This window comes from Bacillus sp. NEAU-Y102 (assembly GCF_054788175.1).
Genome location: NZ_JBTWFK010000010.1, coordinates 119203 through 134274, shown reverse-complemented (window position 1 = coordinate 134274; position 15072 = coordinate 119203). Strand labels below are relative to the sequence as shown.

Annotated in this window: 16 protein-coding genes; 3 read left to right on the top strand and 13 right to left on the bottom strand. The window is 34.9% G+C overall.

Translation table 11 applies throughout. The features are described from left to right. The first annotated feature begins 162 nt into the window (after positions 1 to 162). Positions 163 to 855 (top strand): response regulator transcription factor, encoded by a 693-nt coding sequence (locus ACYFX0_RS23375; protein WP_247727737.1) that lies wholly within the window; start codon positions 163 to 165, stop codon positions 853 to 855. Continuing rightward, positions 852 to 2243: a sensor histidine kinase gene (locus tag ACYFX0_RS23370; RefSeq protein WP_247727736.1), complete on the top strand. Its 1392-nt coding sequence runs from the start codon at positions 852 to 854 to the stop codon at positions 2241 to 2243. The genes ACYFX0_RS23375 and ACYFX0_RS23370 overlap by 4 nt, the downstream gene beginning before the upstream one ends. Before the next feature lie 165 nt (positions 2244 to 2408). Here ACYFX0_RS23370 and ACYFX0_RS23365 read toward each other — a convergent pair whose 3' ends face one another. Next, positions 2409 to 2930 carry a dihydrofolate reductase family protein gene (locus ACYFX0_RS23365; RefSeq protein ID WP_247727735.1) on the bottom strand — a complete coding sequence of 174 codons (522 nt, stop codon included), beginning with the start codon at positions 2928 to 2930 and terminating at the stop codon, positions 2409 to 2411. A 105-nt stretch (positions 2931 to 3035) separates the two neighbouring features. Here ACYFX0_RS23365 and ACYFX0_RS23360 point away from each other — a divergent pair, with 105 nt between their 5' ends. Further along, complete coding sequence (locus ACYFX0_RS23360; protein ID WP_460271970.1) at positions 3036 to 3989, top strand: helix-turn-helix transcriptional regulator; 954 nt, start codon at positions 3036 to 3038, stop codon at positions 3987 to 3989. Positions 3990 to 4017: 28 nt separating this feature from the next. Here ACYFX0_RS23360 and ACYFX0_RS23355 read toward each other — a convergent pair whose 3' ends face one another. From ACYFX0_RS23355 to ACYFX0_RS23300, 12 genes are all read right to left on the bottom strand, one after another. Then, positions 4018 to 5454 (bottom strand): DUF4367 domain-containing protein, encoded by a 1437-nt coding sequence (locus tag ACYFX0_RS23355; RefSeq protein WP_106103651.1) that lies wholly within the window; start codon positions 5452 to 5454, stop codon positions 4018 to 4020. Beyond that, the gene (locus ACYFX0_RS23350; protein ID WP_460271969.1) at positions 5420 to 5977 is read right to left on the bottom strand and encodes an RNA polymerase sigma factor; all 558 of its coding nucleotides are present in this window, start codon (positions 5975 to 5977) and stop codon (positions 5420 to 5422) included. Before ACYFX0_RS23350 ends, ACYFX0_RS23355 begins: the two co-directional genes overlap by 35 nt. A 178-nt stretch (positions 5978 to 6155) precedes the next feature. After that, positions 6156 to 6656, bottom strand: a complete 501-nt coding sequence (locus ACYFX0_RS23345) for an HIT family protein (protein ID WP_106103653.1) — start codon at positions 6654 to 6656, stop codon at positions 6156 to 6158. Next, positions 6653 to 7030: an OsmC family protein gene (locus ACYFX0_RS23340; RefSeq protein ID WP_106103654.1), complete on the bottom strand. Its 378-nt coding sequence runs from the start codon at positions 7028 to 7030 to the stop codon at positions 6653 to 6655. The genes ACYFX0_RS23345 and ACYFX0_RS23340 overlap by 4 nt, the downstream gene beginning before the upstream one ends. Then, positions 7005 to 8438 carry an amino acid permease gene (locus tag ACYFX0_RS23335; protein ID WP_460271968.1) on the bottom strand — a complete coding sequence of 478 codons (1434 nt, stop codon included), beginning with the start codon at positions 8436 to 8438 and terminating at the stop codon, positions 7005 to 7007. Before ACYFX0_RS23335 ends, ACYFX0_RS23340 begins: the two co-directional genes overlap by 26 nt. Before the next feature lie 204 nt (positions 8439 to 8642). After that, positions 8643 to 9287, bottom strand: coding sequence for an amino acid ABC transporter permease (locus ACYFX0_RS23330; RefSeq protein WP_000345975.1), 645 nt, complete (start codon positions 9285 to 9287; stop codon positions 8643 to 8645). Next, on the bottom strand, positions 9288 to 9944 hold the full coding sequence (locus ACYFX0_RS23325) for an amino acid ABC transporter permease (protein WP_001112685.1): 657 nt from the start codon (positions 9942 to 9944) through the stop codon (positions 9288 to 9290). It abuts the gene before it with no gap. Positions 9945 to 10031: 87 nt separating this feature from the next. Next, positions 10032 to 10862 carry a glutamine ABC transporter substrate-binding protein GlnH gene (glnH, locus tag ACYFX0_RS23320; protein WP_460271967.1) on the bottom strand — a complete coding sequence of 277 codons (831 nt, stop codon included), beginning with the start codon at positions 10860 to 10862 and terminating at the stop codon, positions 10032 to 10034. Positions 10863 to 10874: 12 nt separating this feature from the next. Continuing rightward, a complete protein-coding gene (locus ACYFX0_RS23315; RefSeq protein WP_003276651.1) occupies positions 10875 to 11606 on the bottom strand; it encodes an amino acid ABC transporter ATP-binding protein in 732 nt (243 codons plus the stop codon). Between the two features lie 131 nt (positions 11607 to 11737). Beyond that, positions 11738 to 13198: an alanine/glycine:cation symporter family protein gene (locus ACYFX0_RS23310; protein WP_000387172.1), complete on the bottom strand. Its 1461-nt coding sequence runs from the start codon at positions 13196 to 13198 to the stop codon at positions 11738 to 11740. A gap of 159 nt (positions 13199 to 13357) precedes the next feature. Continuing rightward, positions 13358 to 14329 (bottom strand): phosphotransferase enzyme family protein, encoded by a 972-nt coding sequence (locus tag ACYFX0_RS23305; RefSeq protein ID WP_000401652.1) that lies wholly within the window; start codon positions 14327 to 14329, stop codon positions 13358 to 13360. A 23-nt stretch (positions 14330 to 14352) separates the two neighbouring features. Then, positions 14353 to 15039, bottom strand: a complete 687-nt coding sequence (locus ACYFX0_RS23300) for a CPBP family intramembrane glutamic endopeptidase (protein ID WP_017762785.1) — start codon at positions 15037 to 15039, stop codon at positions 14353 to 14355. Positions 15040 to 15072 lie beyond the last annotated feature (33 nt).

Genomic DNA, 15072 nt, shown 5'->3' with positions numbered 1-15072 from the left:
TATTAATCATTTTTGAGCCAATATGATTACCTAAAATGTAATTTCAACTCCACAATAACAAGCAATTCTGAAGAAATTATGCAGACACATCATAATCTGCACCATTTCTTCATGATTTTGCATTACACTTTAAGTAACGATTATAAATATGGAGGGCTCTCTATGATTGATATACTGCTCGTAGACGATGAACCGAGAATGCTTGAATTATTAACGCTTTATCTTACTCCAATTGGATATAACTGCGTATGTGCGACTTCCGGAGAAGAAGCTATTTTACATATAGAAAATCGAAACTTTAAATTTGTTTTACTCGATATTATGATGCCAAAGATGGACGGATGGGAAACGTGCAAAAGAATCCGTTCATTTAGTAACGTTCCTATTATTATGGTTACCGCTCGTGATCAAACAGTAGATGTCATCCAAGGATTAAAACTCGGAGCGGATGATTACGTAACGAAACCTTTCCATGAAGAAGAACTTTTCGCAAGAATTGAAGCCGTTTTAAGACGTACAAATGAACATAAACAAATCCAATATCACGGTATTGTATGGGATGAAACAAAACACTTCGCTTCTGTACATAATGAAGAACTTCTTCTCACACCGATCGAATTCTCTTTACTCGGGTTATTTTTACGCCATGTGAATTATGTATTAAGCCGTGATCAGCTCATTGAACGAATTTGGGGATTAAACACAAATACAGAAGATCGCACAGTCGATTCACATATTCGTAATTTGCGTGATAAATTGCGAAAAGCAAATTTCCCTATTGATCATCATTTAAAAACTGTGTATGGGGTAGGTTATAGGTGGGTTGATACCGAATATTTAGGAGCGAAACAATGAAGCGAATTTCTATTCAATTCGGATTTTATTTTTTAATTGTTACAATTTTAATTGAAAGTGTTCTCTTTATTTTGCTTTATTATAGCCTCGTAAACACTAGAGTAAATGAAGAAATGACGGCTTTATTAAAGCGAGGAAATAGTCACCGGGATGTACTTGAAAAATATTATGATGAACAAACCATCTCTCACGTAGCATTAATGGAATCTGAAGCTGAAACAACTGTCGTTATTACAAATACAAATAAAAAAATACTAGCTAAATCTAACGAAATAAACTCGACTATCAAAGATCATATTAGTAAAATGCAAACTCGAACAGACCATAACGGAGCGATTATAGAAAATCACTGGAAAACATCTAATTATATATGTACAGTTAGCCCCATTGTAGTAGATGGAAAACATGAAGGCTATGTGTACATGTTTCTTGGAACAGGATCAATTGAAGAGCTGGTTAATGGATTAACGAAACAATTCATTATTGCTGGTGCCATCACGTTTCTACTCACAGTCATCACAATTTTCCTATTATCACGTTTATTAACAAAACCATTGTTACACATGAAACATGCCACTGAAAAAATGAGTAAAGGCGATTTATCTGTTTCATTAACAACTAGTCGAAATGACGAAATTGGTGAACTAGCATCATCTATTCAAACGCTCGCAAATGATCTACATTATATGAAAACAGAGCGAAGTGAATTTCTAGCAAGTGTTGCTCACGAATTACGAACACCTTTAACATACGTACGAGGCTATGCTGACATTGCTTTAAAAAAAAGCACCTCTCCTGAGCAACGTTTGCGATATTTATCGATTATAAAAGATGAATCTGATTACATTACAAACTTAGTTCAAGATTTATTTTCACTTGCACAAATGGAACAGCATAACTTTTCTATTCAAGTAAAGGAAGTGCATTTACACACCTTCCTTACTCGCATAGCTAAAAAAGTGAACGCCATATATAAAGAAAGATACATTAAAGTTTCTTTCTCTTGTCCTCCTACACTGCTAGTAAACTTAGATGAACAGCGATTTGAACAAGTGATAATAAACATTTTAAATAACGCTTATAGACATTCAAAAGAACATTCTCATATAAATATTTCTGTTACAGAAGAACATAAACGTATTTCCATTACAATTGAAGATGAAGGCGAAGGTATTCCGCCTGAAGACCTCCCTCACATTTTCGACCGTTTTTACCGTGTCGATAAAGCAAGAACACGATCTACAGGGGGAACTGGTTTAGGGCTATCTATCGTAAAAGAAATTGTAGAACTACACGGCGGGACGATTACTGTCACGAGTAAAGTTGATCATGGATCTTGTTTTACAATTTCATTACCATCCATAAAAAAACACGACTATCATCAATAGTCGTGTTTTTTTATCCCGCATTAACGGGCAGTAAGACCCCTACATCAAAATTCAGCGGAAGCAAAGAAGTTAGGTGGGGGATCAACTGCCCGTAAAAGCCCGATTGGTTCAACTAATAATCAGTGGGAGATGAACAAAACCCCCACTGATTAAAGTTTCACTTTATCATTTTACTTTATAATATAAATTTACAAATTGTCCAAATCGTTTCGTATCGGTTAAAGTTAAATTAATTTCCGGATTCTTCTCTTGAAATAACGGAACTCCAGAACCTAATATGTGAGGGGTAATCGTGACAACATATTCATCAATTAGATTATTCTTAAAGAACTCTCTCAGTAGACTCCCTCCACCAACCATCCATATTTTAGATCCTTCTTGTGCTTTTAGCCTTTTTGTAAACTCCACTACATCTTCATTTACAAATTCCACGTTTCCGTCTGAACCTTTTTCTGAACGAGAAAAAACATAACATGCTTTATCTAAGTACGGGAATGTTTCCATATGCTCTACTACATAATCGTACGTTTTCTTTCCCATAATTATTGTATCAATCGTTTCGTACATTTCTGTATAACCGTTATCTCCCTCTCCTTCCGTTTCCATTAACCACTCTAAATCATCATTTTCTTTCGCAATATATCCATCTAAGCTCGCCGCTATAAATAAAACTATTTCACGTGACATATCTTTTCCTCCTTGTATCTCATCTTGATAACATATGATGTAAACAATATACTAACAATAAAACATGACACTTTATGTCATGTTAAAAAGAAAAAGGTGATACATTTGTCAAAAGCTAAACGCTTATTAGATATTCTTATATTTGCTTCTGCGAAAAAAGCATTTACAGCTCAAGAAATAGCTGATGAATTTAATATTTCCGTTCGTACGGTCCATAGATACATTTTAGATTTAAGTGATATGGGATTGCCCATTTACGCTGAACAAGGTCGCAATGGAGGATATAAAGTATTAACAAATAGGGTCATTCCACCTATCTTATTTACGGAAGAAGAAGCGGTCTCCATCTTTTTTGCCTTTCAATCTTTAAGCTACTACCGAGACCTGCCTTTTAATACAGAGATCCATTCTGTTACGCATAAACTGTATAGCTCTCTACAACATGATGCGAAAGCGAAAGTTGATAAAATACATTCTTATATCGCCTTTTGGAATCCGAAGAGAACAATTGAGACACCACTTTTAAACGACGCGTTAACTGCCGCTATTGAAAATAAAAATTTACACTTTCAATACGAATCTAAATCAGGGATAAAAACAAAACATGTTCATCCTATCGGTGTATATGCTCATGACGGGCTATGGTACTTACCGTCCTATGACTATGGCAGGAAAAAAGTATTACTGTATCGCATTGATCGTATTCTTTCTATATTATCAACGGAAGAAAATGAGGATACATTCATGAATTTAGAAGAGTGGTTTTCCTCTAACTCTAACGTAGTACACAGTCCTACTCAGTTGCATGTTTTACTGAAAACAGAAGGCGTACGCCAATGTAAAAGCGTTCCTTATCTTGAGGAATTCGTTATAGTAAACGAGGATGGAACAGGATATATAAATTCAACAATTGATAAAGGTGAGATTAACTTTATTACTCCTTTATTTTATAGACTTGGAAAAGATGCAAAAGTTTTAGAACCGAAAGAATTGATAGATGGTTTACGTATACGTGCAAAAGAAGTTTTACATATGTATGAAGACGAAAAAAGCTGCTAAATATAAGCAGCTTTTTGTGTATTTGTTCCTATTGTTTTGACTGTTGACGAATATCAATCCACCAACGATATGACGCATTCATATTTTCAGTGCCACCATTCCCTCTGTAATGGAAAGCATCAAGGAAGATTGAGTCTAGTTTATCCTCATCTACAAAATAGCCTAAGTTAACTTTTACCGTTTCTCCTGGTCGGATACTGCCAATATTGTAAAAACCTTTTCCGTCTCCATGAGGTTCTAAGTAATCAACTTCGCCCGTCATAATATTTTTCTCGGCAATTCCATCTTCTTTAGCATAGTTCCATGCATTACCTTCAGATTTAAGCAGCTTTATAGATGGATGCATATAGATTTCTTCTGTCGCCTGTTTACCTATATTTTTCACTGTTGTTGTTAGGTAGACAAATTTAGGATGAATTAATTTTGATTCTACTAATTGATCAATTGAATCTTTACCATTTCCAATTTTATATTTGTCCCGTCTATATGGTATTAATTGTCCCCCTTGATCCAAAGCCTGATTCCTGCTTAGTATTCCTAAGCCAAGTTCATAAAAGTTCTCTTGTTTAAAATCTTTGATTGAATCAAATACTTCAACTTTTTCTATCACATATTCAACTTGACTATCATCCATCGTTATCGTTACTGGAACCTTTTGCCCTACATGAAATAGTCGTTTACTATCTTTTTTCAAAGGAATAACCTTAGTTTTTTTAGGTTCCTCTGCTTTGCTAAAACGATTTTCATCATAATCTATTATATGTGATGCCTTTTCTTTTGACGTAGGCTCAAGTGAAATGTTCCCTAACACATCCATCATTTGTTCTTCGTTTATATCGGATCCAATATAACTTTCTAACATAATCCCTTCTTTCTCAAAAAAGAGAAAGACCTTTCTATCGAACATTACATTTTTGTTTCCTGTTTCTTTATGGACAATTACTGCTTTCCTACCATTTATCTCTTTTTCTTCGTAACTTTTCGAATACAGAGTTTGAAAATCTGTATTTTCCCCTACCCTCCGAAGAGCGAATGAAAATCCTCCCATTGCGTAGTTATCTTTAAATGAATATTTCATAGCACTATCATCAATTGCTTCCATATTTTCTGGCAATTTACCAATCTTCAACTTATACCACTTATCACTCTTTTTCGAGTCCTTGTTTGTTACTGAAACATTTACTTCGTAATTTTGTTTTTGGACAATCATATTATAGACTTTCACTGCACCAAAAACGGTTGTCGGCATACCAATCAATAAGCAAGCAGCAGCGATTAACATACGATGTCTTTTACGCTTTTTCCGAGGTTGTCCATCTTTCAACTTCATTTCCTCCATAAACAATTTCTTTTTGCGCGTATATGTATGTGAAAATTCATGTTGTTCTTCGAGTTTATCAAAATCATCTAAAGCAATCTTTTCGGCAAAATCATACATTTCTTTGGAGTTCTTTGAATTCGTCATGTTGTATACCTCCTATCATATTTTGAACTCGTTTTCGAGCACGCTCAAACTGCTTGCGGACAGTAGCCTCGGTTATCCCCATGACACTTGAAATTTCTTGATACGTTAAGTTATAGAAGACTTTGTACTTAAACACCTGTCTATTAGACTCATTTAACTCTTTTAGCAATGTATCAATTTGAACCTCAGACATTTTACGTTTTTCCCACTCTTCAATATTTTCATCTACTGCTTCTATTGATTCTCTTTCATATTCTTCTAAAAATGTTTCATGTCGTTTATTTTTCCGGTAACTATCAATCGCCTTGTTTTTCGCGACCCTCAAAATATAGCGTTTAAGCTCTTGCGTGTTCAAGCTATGAAGTTTTTCTAAGTTCTTATAAAGAATAATAAACGTCTCTTGAACCGCATCTTCAGCCTGCTGAATATTATTTAAAATAGAATACGCTACATAATAAATTTTTTGTTCGTACAACTCGTATAGCTCTTCCATCTTTTCATAATCGTTATTTGTAACTTTCATATAATTCCTCCTCTCACTCTATATAACGAATGAGCGATATACTTTGTGACACTGCAGTATTCTTTAATAGATAAAACCGAATAATAGAATGAAAAAAGCCCAATTTCTCTATTGTAACTGAGAAATTGGGCTTTTTTATATTAGAATTTCCCTGACTGTTCCATTAAGAACATCCCTCTTATACCTTTTCAGTAAGTAGCATTTGCTCTATCGCTTCTTTTAACAAATTCTTTGTCTCTTCCAAGTTATGATTCTGCTCTTCTCCCAGTTGTACCGTATAAAACTCAGCAAACGAACGCTCTTTATATCTCGGTACAACATGCACATGATAGTGCGTAAGTTCGTTAAAGATTCCACCATTTTGGCAAATTGTAATTCCGTCAAGTTCATATAATGACTTAATCGCTTTTGCAATAATCTTAGAAGCATCCGTAATTGATTTTGCTACAACATCATCTAATTCATCTACTTCTACAACATGTTGCTTTGGCACAATTAAAGTATGTCCTGGGTAGAAAGGCGCATGATCTAAAAAGCAAGTTACATAATCATCTTCATATACTTTATATATTTTTCCCTCTTCGTTTGCTAATTTACAACCTAAACAGTCCATTACACTTTCCCCTCTTTCTAAAACATAAAAACGTGAGAATACGGCTCTCACGTTTTTATGTTTCATTTTATTAGTTCAATTGTTTCCGTAACTTTTATACTATCTTTTACCGATTGAACAATCGTACAATTTTTCACTGCAAGTTGTAGTGCCTTGTCCAATTGCTCTTTTGTAATGTTTTGTGCTTTAATTTTATAGTGCAAATGAACACTTTCAACTGGTTTTGATAAAGCTTCACTTCTACCAATTTCAGTTTCAATTGTAAACGTATCGTATGTAATACGTTTTTTTTCTAAAATCGTTCGAAAGACAATTGCACTACATCCTGCGATAGAAGAAACGAGTAATTGTAACGGTGAATACCCGTTTTCTTTTCCAATCGCTAATTGACCGTACGATAAATCTGCCTTTATATCATCGTGTTTGATTGTTAGTTTCATTTGTTTTGTCCATCTCCACTTTCATCGGTTTCTGCCGTTTCTTACTCATATAATAATAATAATATATATAGCAGAAAATGATAAATGGAATACCACAGTATAACGCCATTCTTTGTTCAGGAATAAACGCTAAACTAATAACAACGATGCTATTTGTAATTAAAGCTAAAATTGGAACAATCGGGTATAGTGGTGTTCTATACTTTAAGTCCTCTAACTTTCCTCCGCCTTTTATATACTGACTTCTAAAGCGAAGTTGCGATAGAGCAATAATGATCCAACTTGAAACAGCTGATAAACCAGCTATTGATAATAAGTACATGTATACTGTATCTTCTGCAAGGAAACTTGTGAATAGGGATAATCCAGCTACCGCAATCGTTACGACTAGCGCAGTAATTGGAATACCACGCTTATTTACTTTCTGGAAGGAAGTTGGTGCCATTCCTTCATTTGCAAGTGACCATAATATACGCGTCGCTGCATATAATCCAGAGTTCGCTACAGATAATAACGCAGTAATAATAACGAAGTTCATAATATCAGCTGCATATGGAATACCGATTTTATCAAATACAACTACGAATGGACTTTCAATTACGCCTGCTTCTTTCCAAGAAATTAATCCTACTAAAATCGTCATTGTTAAAATGAAGAATAACATAATGCGCCATACTGTATTACGAATCGCACGTGGAATTGTTTTTTCTGGATTTTCACTTTCTCCCGCTGCAATTCCGATTAACTCTGTTCCTTGGAACGAGAAGTTAACTGTAATCATTGTAAGTAATACGGCAGCTAGTCCATTCGGGAAAAGTCCACCATCGCTTACAAAGTTAGAGAAAAGAGGTGCTGCTTCTTTTCCGTCATATGATATAAATCCTAATAATGCACTACCACCAAGAACAACAAATGCAAGGATTGTAATTACTTTAATACTAGAAAACCAAAATTCTAATTCAGCATAACTTTTTGCCGAAATTGCGTTTGAAGCATATAAAATAACACCGAATACAAGGCACCATACCCAAACATCAACATTTGGAAACCATCTTTTCATCATTAAACCTATTGACGTTAATTCTAGACCTACTGTTACTGCCCAGCCGAGCCAGTATAACCAGCCAATCATAAAGCCCGTTCCTGGTCCAATAAACTTCGTTGCATACTTTTGGAAAGATCCTGAAACCGGCATCGCTACTGTTAACTCTCCAAGACAAAGCATTGTTAAATACATAATAAATCCGCCCACTAAATAGGAAAGGATGGCCCCCCCTGGTCCAGCCTGATTAATGGTGTAACCTGAACCTAAGAAAAAACCAGTCCCGATTACACCACCTAGTGCGATCATAAATAAATGTCTACTCTTCATCGTACGATGTAATTTCTCATTCGTTGGTTGCTGCATCTAAATCCTCCCCCTACAAATACCCCTATATCTTGTTAAAATTTTCTGATAATAAAAATATACACGAAAGCGATTACATTTTCTATATAAAATTAAAACTTTTCTGATAAAATAATATAAAAAATCTAATTATAGCTAGATTTAGATTCTATTTAGAGGAAAATAAGGAGAAACAAGGAAAAACCCTTACATATATTGTAAGGGTTAACGAAGTTCTAATCTTCTGGATAAAATTGATAAACTATAATTTACGATAAAGTACATACAAGCTACTACCATAAACGTTGGAATCATATAATTCACATTTTGCCCGCTAATAATTTGAGCATTATGCATAAGCTCTGGCAGTGATATAACAACTGCTAATGCTGTATCTTTCAGCAATGAAATAAATTGACTGACAAGCGGTGGAACCATTCTCCTTAATGCTTGTGGTAAAATGATATGCCAAAGCGCTTGCACATACGTTAATCCTGAAGATCTTGCGGCCTCAATTTGTCCTTTTTCAATCGATAATAGACCACTTCGAACAATTTCAGATATCATTGCTGCTTCAAATATTGTTAAAGCAACAATTACAGCTGTTATAATTTCTAATTTCAAGCCTGCTTCTGGTAGTGCAAAATACGTGAAAAATATAATCAAAAGTAGTGGTAAATTTCGAATTACTTCAACGATAATTCCTAATACTTGTGAGACGACAGGTATTTTCATGTAGCGCAATATCCCTATTACACTACCAATAATAAAGCTAAGTACAATTGCTACGAGCGCTACCTCTAACGTTATAAGTAATCCTTTTAATAAAAATAGAATATGATCCCCTGTAATTGCTCCCTTAAAATCCATTTACACCGCCTCCTTTGCTAAGCGTTTTTCTAAATAACGCACTAGCATACTGAGCGGAATTGTTAATATTAAATAAAACATCCCGACAAATATATATACATCAAACGTAACAAACGTCTTCGTTGAAATTAAATCTCCTTGATACATTAAATCAGCACCAGCAATAATTCCAAGTATTGAGGAGTTTTTAACTAAATTGAGAAACTGGTTTCCTAAAGGGGGAATTACAATTTTCATAGCTTGAGGTAAAACGACATGGTACATTGCTTGCGTATAAGTCAATCCTGAGGAACGTGCTGCTTCCATCTGACCTTTCTCGACTGATAGAATACCAGCGCGAATAACTTCCGCAATAAACGCTGCTGTATATACAGTAAGCGTAACTGTTCCTGCTACAAAACCATTTAAAGTAATTCCTATTACAGGTAACGCGAAATAAAATATAAATGCAATTAATACGAGTGGAATATTTCTTACAAACTCTACAAAAGCTGAACCTACCCAATTTAAAATACGAATCGGTGCGATGCGCATTACTGCCAAAATTACTCCTAAAATAAAACTGCCTATCAATGCAATTACACTAGACATAACTGTATATTTAAATCCTTCTAAATACATATCAATGTTATTCGTTAATATAGAAAAATCAGGCACATATTCTCCCCTCTTTCTTTACAAGAAGAGGATGAGCACTCTCATCCTCTCACTTTTACTATTTATCAAGAAAAATAAAGTTTCACTTTACTTCTCTTGTTTTTGACCGATCCATTTTTCATACAATTTATCGTATTCCCCGCTCGCCTTCATATCTTTTAGTAAGTTATTAATCTCTTTCGTTAAATCGTCTGCACCTTTTTGCACTGCAATTCCGTACGGTTCATCTGTGAAAATTTTTCCTACTACTTCATAATTAGAATCTTGTTTTGCCATTCCGTAAAGGATTGCATTATCTGTCGTTAACACATCACCTTTACCTGCCTTTAACGCTGTAAATGCCTCACTATAATTTTCAAATTCTAATACAGTCGCTTCTGGTGACTTTTGACGAATGTTATTTGTAGATGTTGATCCTTTTACAGCTAATACTTTAACGCCTTGTTTTATATCATCGATGCTCTTAATATTGCTTCCTTTTTTCACAAGTAACGATTGTCCGGCTTTAAAATATACATCTGAGAAATCCACTTCTTTTTTGCGCTCTTCCGTAATTGTCATTGTCGCAATAATTACATCAATATCACCATTTTTCAGCATTGGAATACGTGTTTTAGACGTTACTTCTTTCAGCTCTAGCTTCTTTTCATCTCCAAGAATTTTTTTCGCAAGTGCCTTCGCAACATCAACATCGAATCCTTCTACTTGCCCTGTTGAAGGATTTTTTAATCCAAATAAATTCGTATCATTCTTCACCCCGACTACTAATTTTCCTCGTTTCTTAATTTGCTCAACAGCCCCGCCTTGCTTCGTATTTGTTTCCTTTGCCTCATCTTTCTTACTTCCGCATCCAGCAACAACAAGCACGAATAAACATGAAAATATGATTAAAGTAAATAACTTTTTCATTTTAAGCATGAAATTCCTCCTCTAATGATTTAGCACCCGACTTAAAAATAAACGAGCTCTTTCTTGTTCAGGATTTGCAAAAAATTGCGCCGGTGTCGTATCTTCAATAATTTGACCATCATCCATAAATAAAATCCGATCTGCTACTTCTCGCGCAAATCCCATTTCATGCGTGACAACGACCATTGTCATCCCTTCTTTAGCTAGCGTTTTCATAACATCAAGTACTTCCCCGATCATCTCCGGATCAAGAGCAGACGTAGGCTCATCGAACAGCATAATTTCCGGCTGCATCGTAAGTCCTCTAGCAATTGCTACTCTTTGCTGTTGTCCTCCGGATAATTGATGCGGATATACATTAGCCTTCTCCGGGATTCCTACTTTCTCTAAATAAAACATCGCTGTTTTCTCTGCTTCTTCTTTGGAAACTTTATTTACTTTAATCGGTGCTAGTGTAATATTTTGCAGAACTGTTTTATGTGGGTATAAATAAAAATGTTGAAAGACCATCCCAATATTTCGCCGCAATTCATTCATGTCCGTCTTTTTATTGTGTACCTCTGTATTTTGTACAATTAATTCTCCATCTGTAATTGCCTCTAATTGATTTATACATCGAAGCAATGTACTTTTTCCTGATCCTGAAGGCCCGACAACTACTACCACTTCTCCTTTTTTCACTTGCACATTAATATTTTTCAAAACTTGAAAATTACCATAATATTTATTTACATTACGAAATTCTATCAACATACTCCCCCTTCCCCTAACAACGCATGTACATTCTTTTTATATTCAAAAATAGTCCCAAAAATAACTTTTAGCTTCAATTTGTCCATAAAAAAAGCAAAGGGTTTCCCCTTTGCTTCTTCATTTCTATTCTATTAAGATACTTCTTCTTTCTTATCTTTCCCGTATTCATGCTCCCAAAAATCAGCATTTTTAATTCCTAATGGCTGCGGATCGAATACTGGATCTTTTCCTTCTTTTTTCTGTTTTTCATAATCCTTTAATGCGACTAATGCAGGTTTTTGTAATAATAAAATCGCAATGATATTTACCCATGCCATAATTCCTACACCGATATCACCTAAAGCCCACGCCGTTGCTGCTGTTTTAATACAGCCGTAGAATACAGCTCCTAAAAAAACAAATTTTAGTACAATAGACAACCAAGGACGGTCTTTATCACGATTTAAGTACGCGATATTCGTTTCTGCAATGTAGTAATACGCCATAATTGTTGTAAACGCGAAGAATAATAACGAGATTGCAACGAAACCGTTTCCAAATCCAGGGAAAACAGATTCTACCGCCGCCTGTGTATATCCTGGTCCTGGCTGAGCGCCATTTAATTTATTAACGATAAAGTTTTTTCCGCTTGCATCAAATACGTTATACATGCCTGTAATAATCATCATAAATGCTGTTGCTGAACAAACAAATAATGTATCAATGTAAACGGAAAATGCTTGCACTAAACCTTGCTTAGCTGGATGTGATACTTCAGCTGCTGCTGCTGCATGTGGTCCAGTTCCTTGCCCTGCTTCATTGGAATAAATACCTCGTTTTACTCCCCAAGAAATTGCTAAACCGATAATACCACCGAAAGCCGCTTCTAATGCAAAAGCACTTCTTATAATTAGCATAAATGCTTCTGGCAACTTTTCAATATTCATAGCAACAATAACGCAAGCTACTAAAATATAACCAACTGCCATAAACGGTACGACAACTTGTGCAACGTTAACAATTCGCTTTACTCCACCGAAGATGATAATAGCTAGTACAACAACTAATAAAGCCCCTGATACGGTAGTGTTAATTCCAAAAGCTGTTTCTAAACTTACAGCAATACTATTTGCCTGCACACCTGGCAGTAAAAGCCCCGTTGCAAGAATTGTCGCTGCAACGAATACTAATGCATACCATTTCACACCTAAACCTTTTTCAATGTAATAAGCAGGTCCACCACGAAACTGTCCTTGATGTTTCGTCTTATATATTTGCGCTAATGTAGATTCTATATAAGCTGATCCTGCTCCTAAAAAGGCCACTGCCCACATCCAAAATACAGCTCCTGGTCCACCGAAGGCAACCGCTGTTGCTACCCCAGCTATATTCCCCGTCCCAACGCGTCCTGATAACGAAAGTGCTAACGCTTGAAATGAAGAAACACCAGCCTCTGATTTTTCACCTTGAAATGTCAGCTTCACCATTTCTCCTACATGCCTTACTTGTAAAAACCTCGTTCGAATGGAAAAATATAAACCTACTCCTAAACATAAATAAACAAGTGCTGGACTCCAAACAATATTATTTAACCAATTCACGAAAGCTTCCAACATTCCCCCTCCTTCTTTATAAAGAATATTCAGAATATATATAAAATTATAAGTGTATACTGAATCTAGGACAATATTATTTTAATAAAGTAAACATATTTTTGTATAAAAAAACAAAGTATATATTTGTTTTATATACTTTGTTTCGAACTAAATGTATTATATATTCACAATTGCTTCTCTTTTTATAATTCTTTCATATAGCTCTTCTGATAATTCTCGGAAGTTATCTGGCATACCTTTCCCCTTAAACTTCTTTTGAAGTGTACCGTATAAACCAACATCACGTAGACGTAAAAACAACGGTAACGATTCATACCAACTATCCGCCAGTCTGTGCTCATGCTCATAGCCTTTTCGTAACACTTGTAGCTGTTTACGAGCAAAGTCTGTCTTCTCTTCCGCTGTCCATGGTGTAAATAGAATAGAGTAATAGAGAACCATCGCTAAATCATGTATAAAGTAATTATAAGCCGCATCATCAAAATCAAAGATTGTTAGCTCTTTACCATCATAATGAAAATTACCGGGATGGATATCACCGTGCATAAGACCGAACGTTTCTCTTTCAACTGGAAGGGCCTTAATCTCATCCATTAATACCGCTGCAATCTTTTTCACTTGATCATCTTCTAATTCATTAACAATTCCACTTTCGTCTTCTTCCCACGTATCACGATAGTCTGTTTTAGGATAGCTCATTGTTAGGCGATGCAGTTGTCCAATCGCTTTTCCCCATGCTTCAAAATAATCATCTCCCCAATAAGGCGATCCTTCCCCTTTTACTTGCTCACCTTTTGCATATGTAAATAAAGAAGCAAAAAAGAAAGTGCCATCTTCCGCTCCAATTTCTTCTACAAGATTTTGAGAAGTTGAGTTAAGAGGTCCTGCTACCTTTGCCCCATGCTCCGCAACATACCGTAAAAAATCTAGTTCAGCTTCGACTTCTTTTTTTGAACGATGAGAAGAGTGGGTTAAACGTAATACGTAATCTTCACCACGATCGCCCTTCGCCTTAAAAATATAATTTTCAAAATCTCCAAGTGGTTTTTCTTCCACTGCTACATGAAACAAACTCGCCGCTCTTTTTAAAATCTCTTTTGTAAAAACACGTTCTACAGCTATTTCCATATGTATCCCTCCTATATATCTTCTTAATTCGACACAAATGTTAAAAGTACTGCTATGAAATTAAATAGTGCGTGGGCAATTATAGCTGATAAAATAGAATTTGTTTTCTCATATAACCACGCAAATACTACTCCACTAAAAAAATTCACTGGTAATGTGTTATATGTTGGAATATGAACAACGGTAAATATTATAGAACTTATAAGCACTCCACCCCATATACCATATCTATCACGAAAAAATGTATAAAAAACACCTCGATATAAAATCTCTTCATAAATTGGTGATATAACTGCTGCTCCAATTACCGCGATACAGAACGAATATATTGATTTATCATTTTGAACCGTCTCCGTTTTACTATTTTCAAAAGAAATACCCATTTTCTCCATTATCATTAATACAGCAACACTAACTACAATTAAGGTAATCAATGCTATAACTGTCCATAAAAAATCTTTCCATGAAAGCTTTCGAATTCCAATATCTTTCCAAGACAGTTGATATCTTTTTATACAAAAAAGATAAACTACAGTAGTAAATATCACCGCCATTATAAATCCCATTAATACTCCCGCATATAATGAGTTCCCTATTATTTTTAAAGCATATTCATAAAAAAGAGATTCAACTGTTATTGGGACAATAAGAAATACGAAAACTAATAAATATAAAATTTCTTTCCATCCCCACATATGCCTCAAAGTCATCTATATCATCCCCTATATCCTATTTTCTACAGT

What these genes read in the sequence shown, in the direction of transcription:
- ACYFX0_RS23375 (WP_247727737.1), top strand. Translation starts at nt 163, where the DNA reads ATGATTGATATACTGCTCGTAGACGATGAACCGAGAATGCTTGAATTA.
- ACYFX0_RS23370 (WP_247727736.1), top strand. Translation starts at nt 852, where the DNA reads ATGAAGCGAATTTCTATTCAATTCGGATTTTATTTTTTAATTGTTACA.
- ACYFX0_RS23365 (WP_247727735.1), bottom strand. Translation starts at nt 2,930, where the DNA reads ATGTCACGTGAAATAGTTTTATTTATAGCGGCGAGCTTAGATGGATAT.
- ACYFX0_RS23355 (WP_106103651.1), bottom strand. Translation starts at nt 5,454, where the DNA reads ATGACGAATTCAAAGAACTCCAAAGAAATGTATGATTTTGCCGAAAAG.
- ACYFX0_RS23350 (WP_460271969.1), bottom strand. Translation starts at nt 5,977, where the DNA reads ATGAAAGTTACAAATAACGATTATGAAAAGATGGAAGAGCTATACGAG.
- ACYFX0_RS23345 (WP_106103653.1), bottom strand. Translation starts at nt 6,656, where the DNA reads ATGAAACATAAAAACGTGAGAGCCGTATTCTCACGTTTTTATGTTTTA.
- ACYFX0_RS23340 (WP_106103654.1), bottom strand. Translation starts at nt 7,030, where the DNA reads ATGAAACTAACAATCAAACACGATGATATAAAGGCAGATTTATCGTAC.
- ACYFX0_RS23335 (WP_460271968.1), bottom strand. Translation starts at nt 8,438, where the DNA reads ATGCAGCAACCAACGAATGAGAAATTACATCGTACGATGAAGAGTAGA.
- ACYFX0_RS23330 (WP_000345975.1), bottom strand. Translation starts at nt 9,287, where the DNA reads ATGGATTTTAAGGGAGCAATTACAGGGGATCATATTCTATTTTTATTA.
- glnH (WP_460271967.1), bottom strand. Translation starts at nt 10,862, where the DNA reads ATGCTTAAAATGAAAAAGTTATTTACTTTAATCATATTTTCATGTTTA.
- ACYFX0_RS23315 (WP_003276651.1), bottom strand. Translation starts at nt 11,606, where the DNA reads ATGTTGATAGAATTTCGTAATGTAAATAAATATTATGGTAATTTTCAA.
- ACYFX0_RS23305 (WP_000401652.1), bottom strand. Translation starts at nt 14,329, where the DNA reads ATGGAAATAGCTGTAGAACGTGTTTTTACAAAAGAGATTTTAAAAAGA.
- ACYFX0_RS23300 (WP_017762785.1), bottom strand. Translation starts at nt 15,039, where the DNA reads ATGACTTTGAGGCATATGTGGGGATGGAAAGAAATTTTATATTTATTA.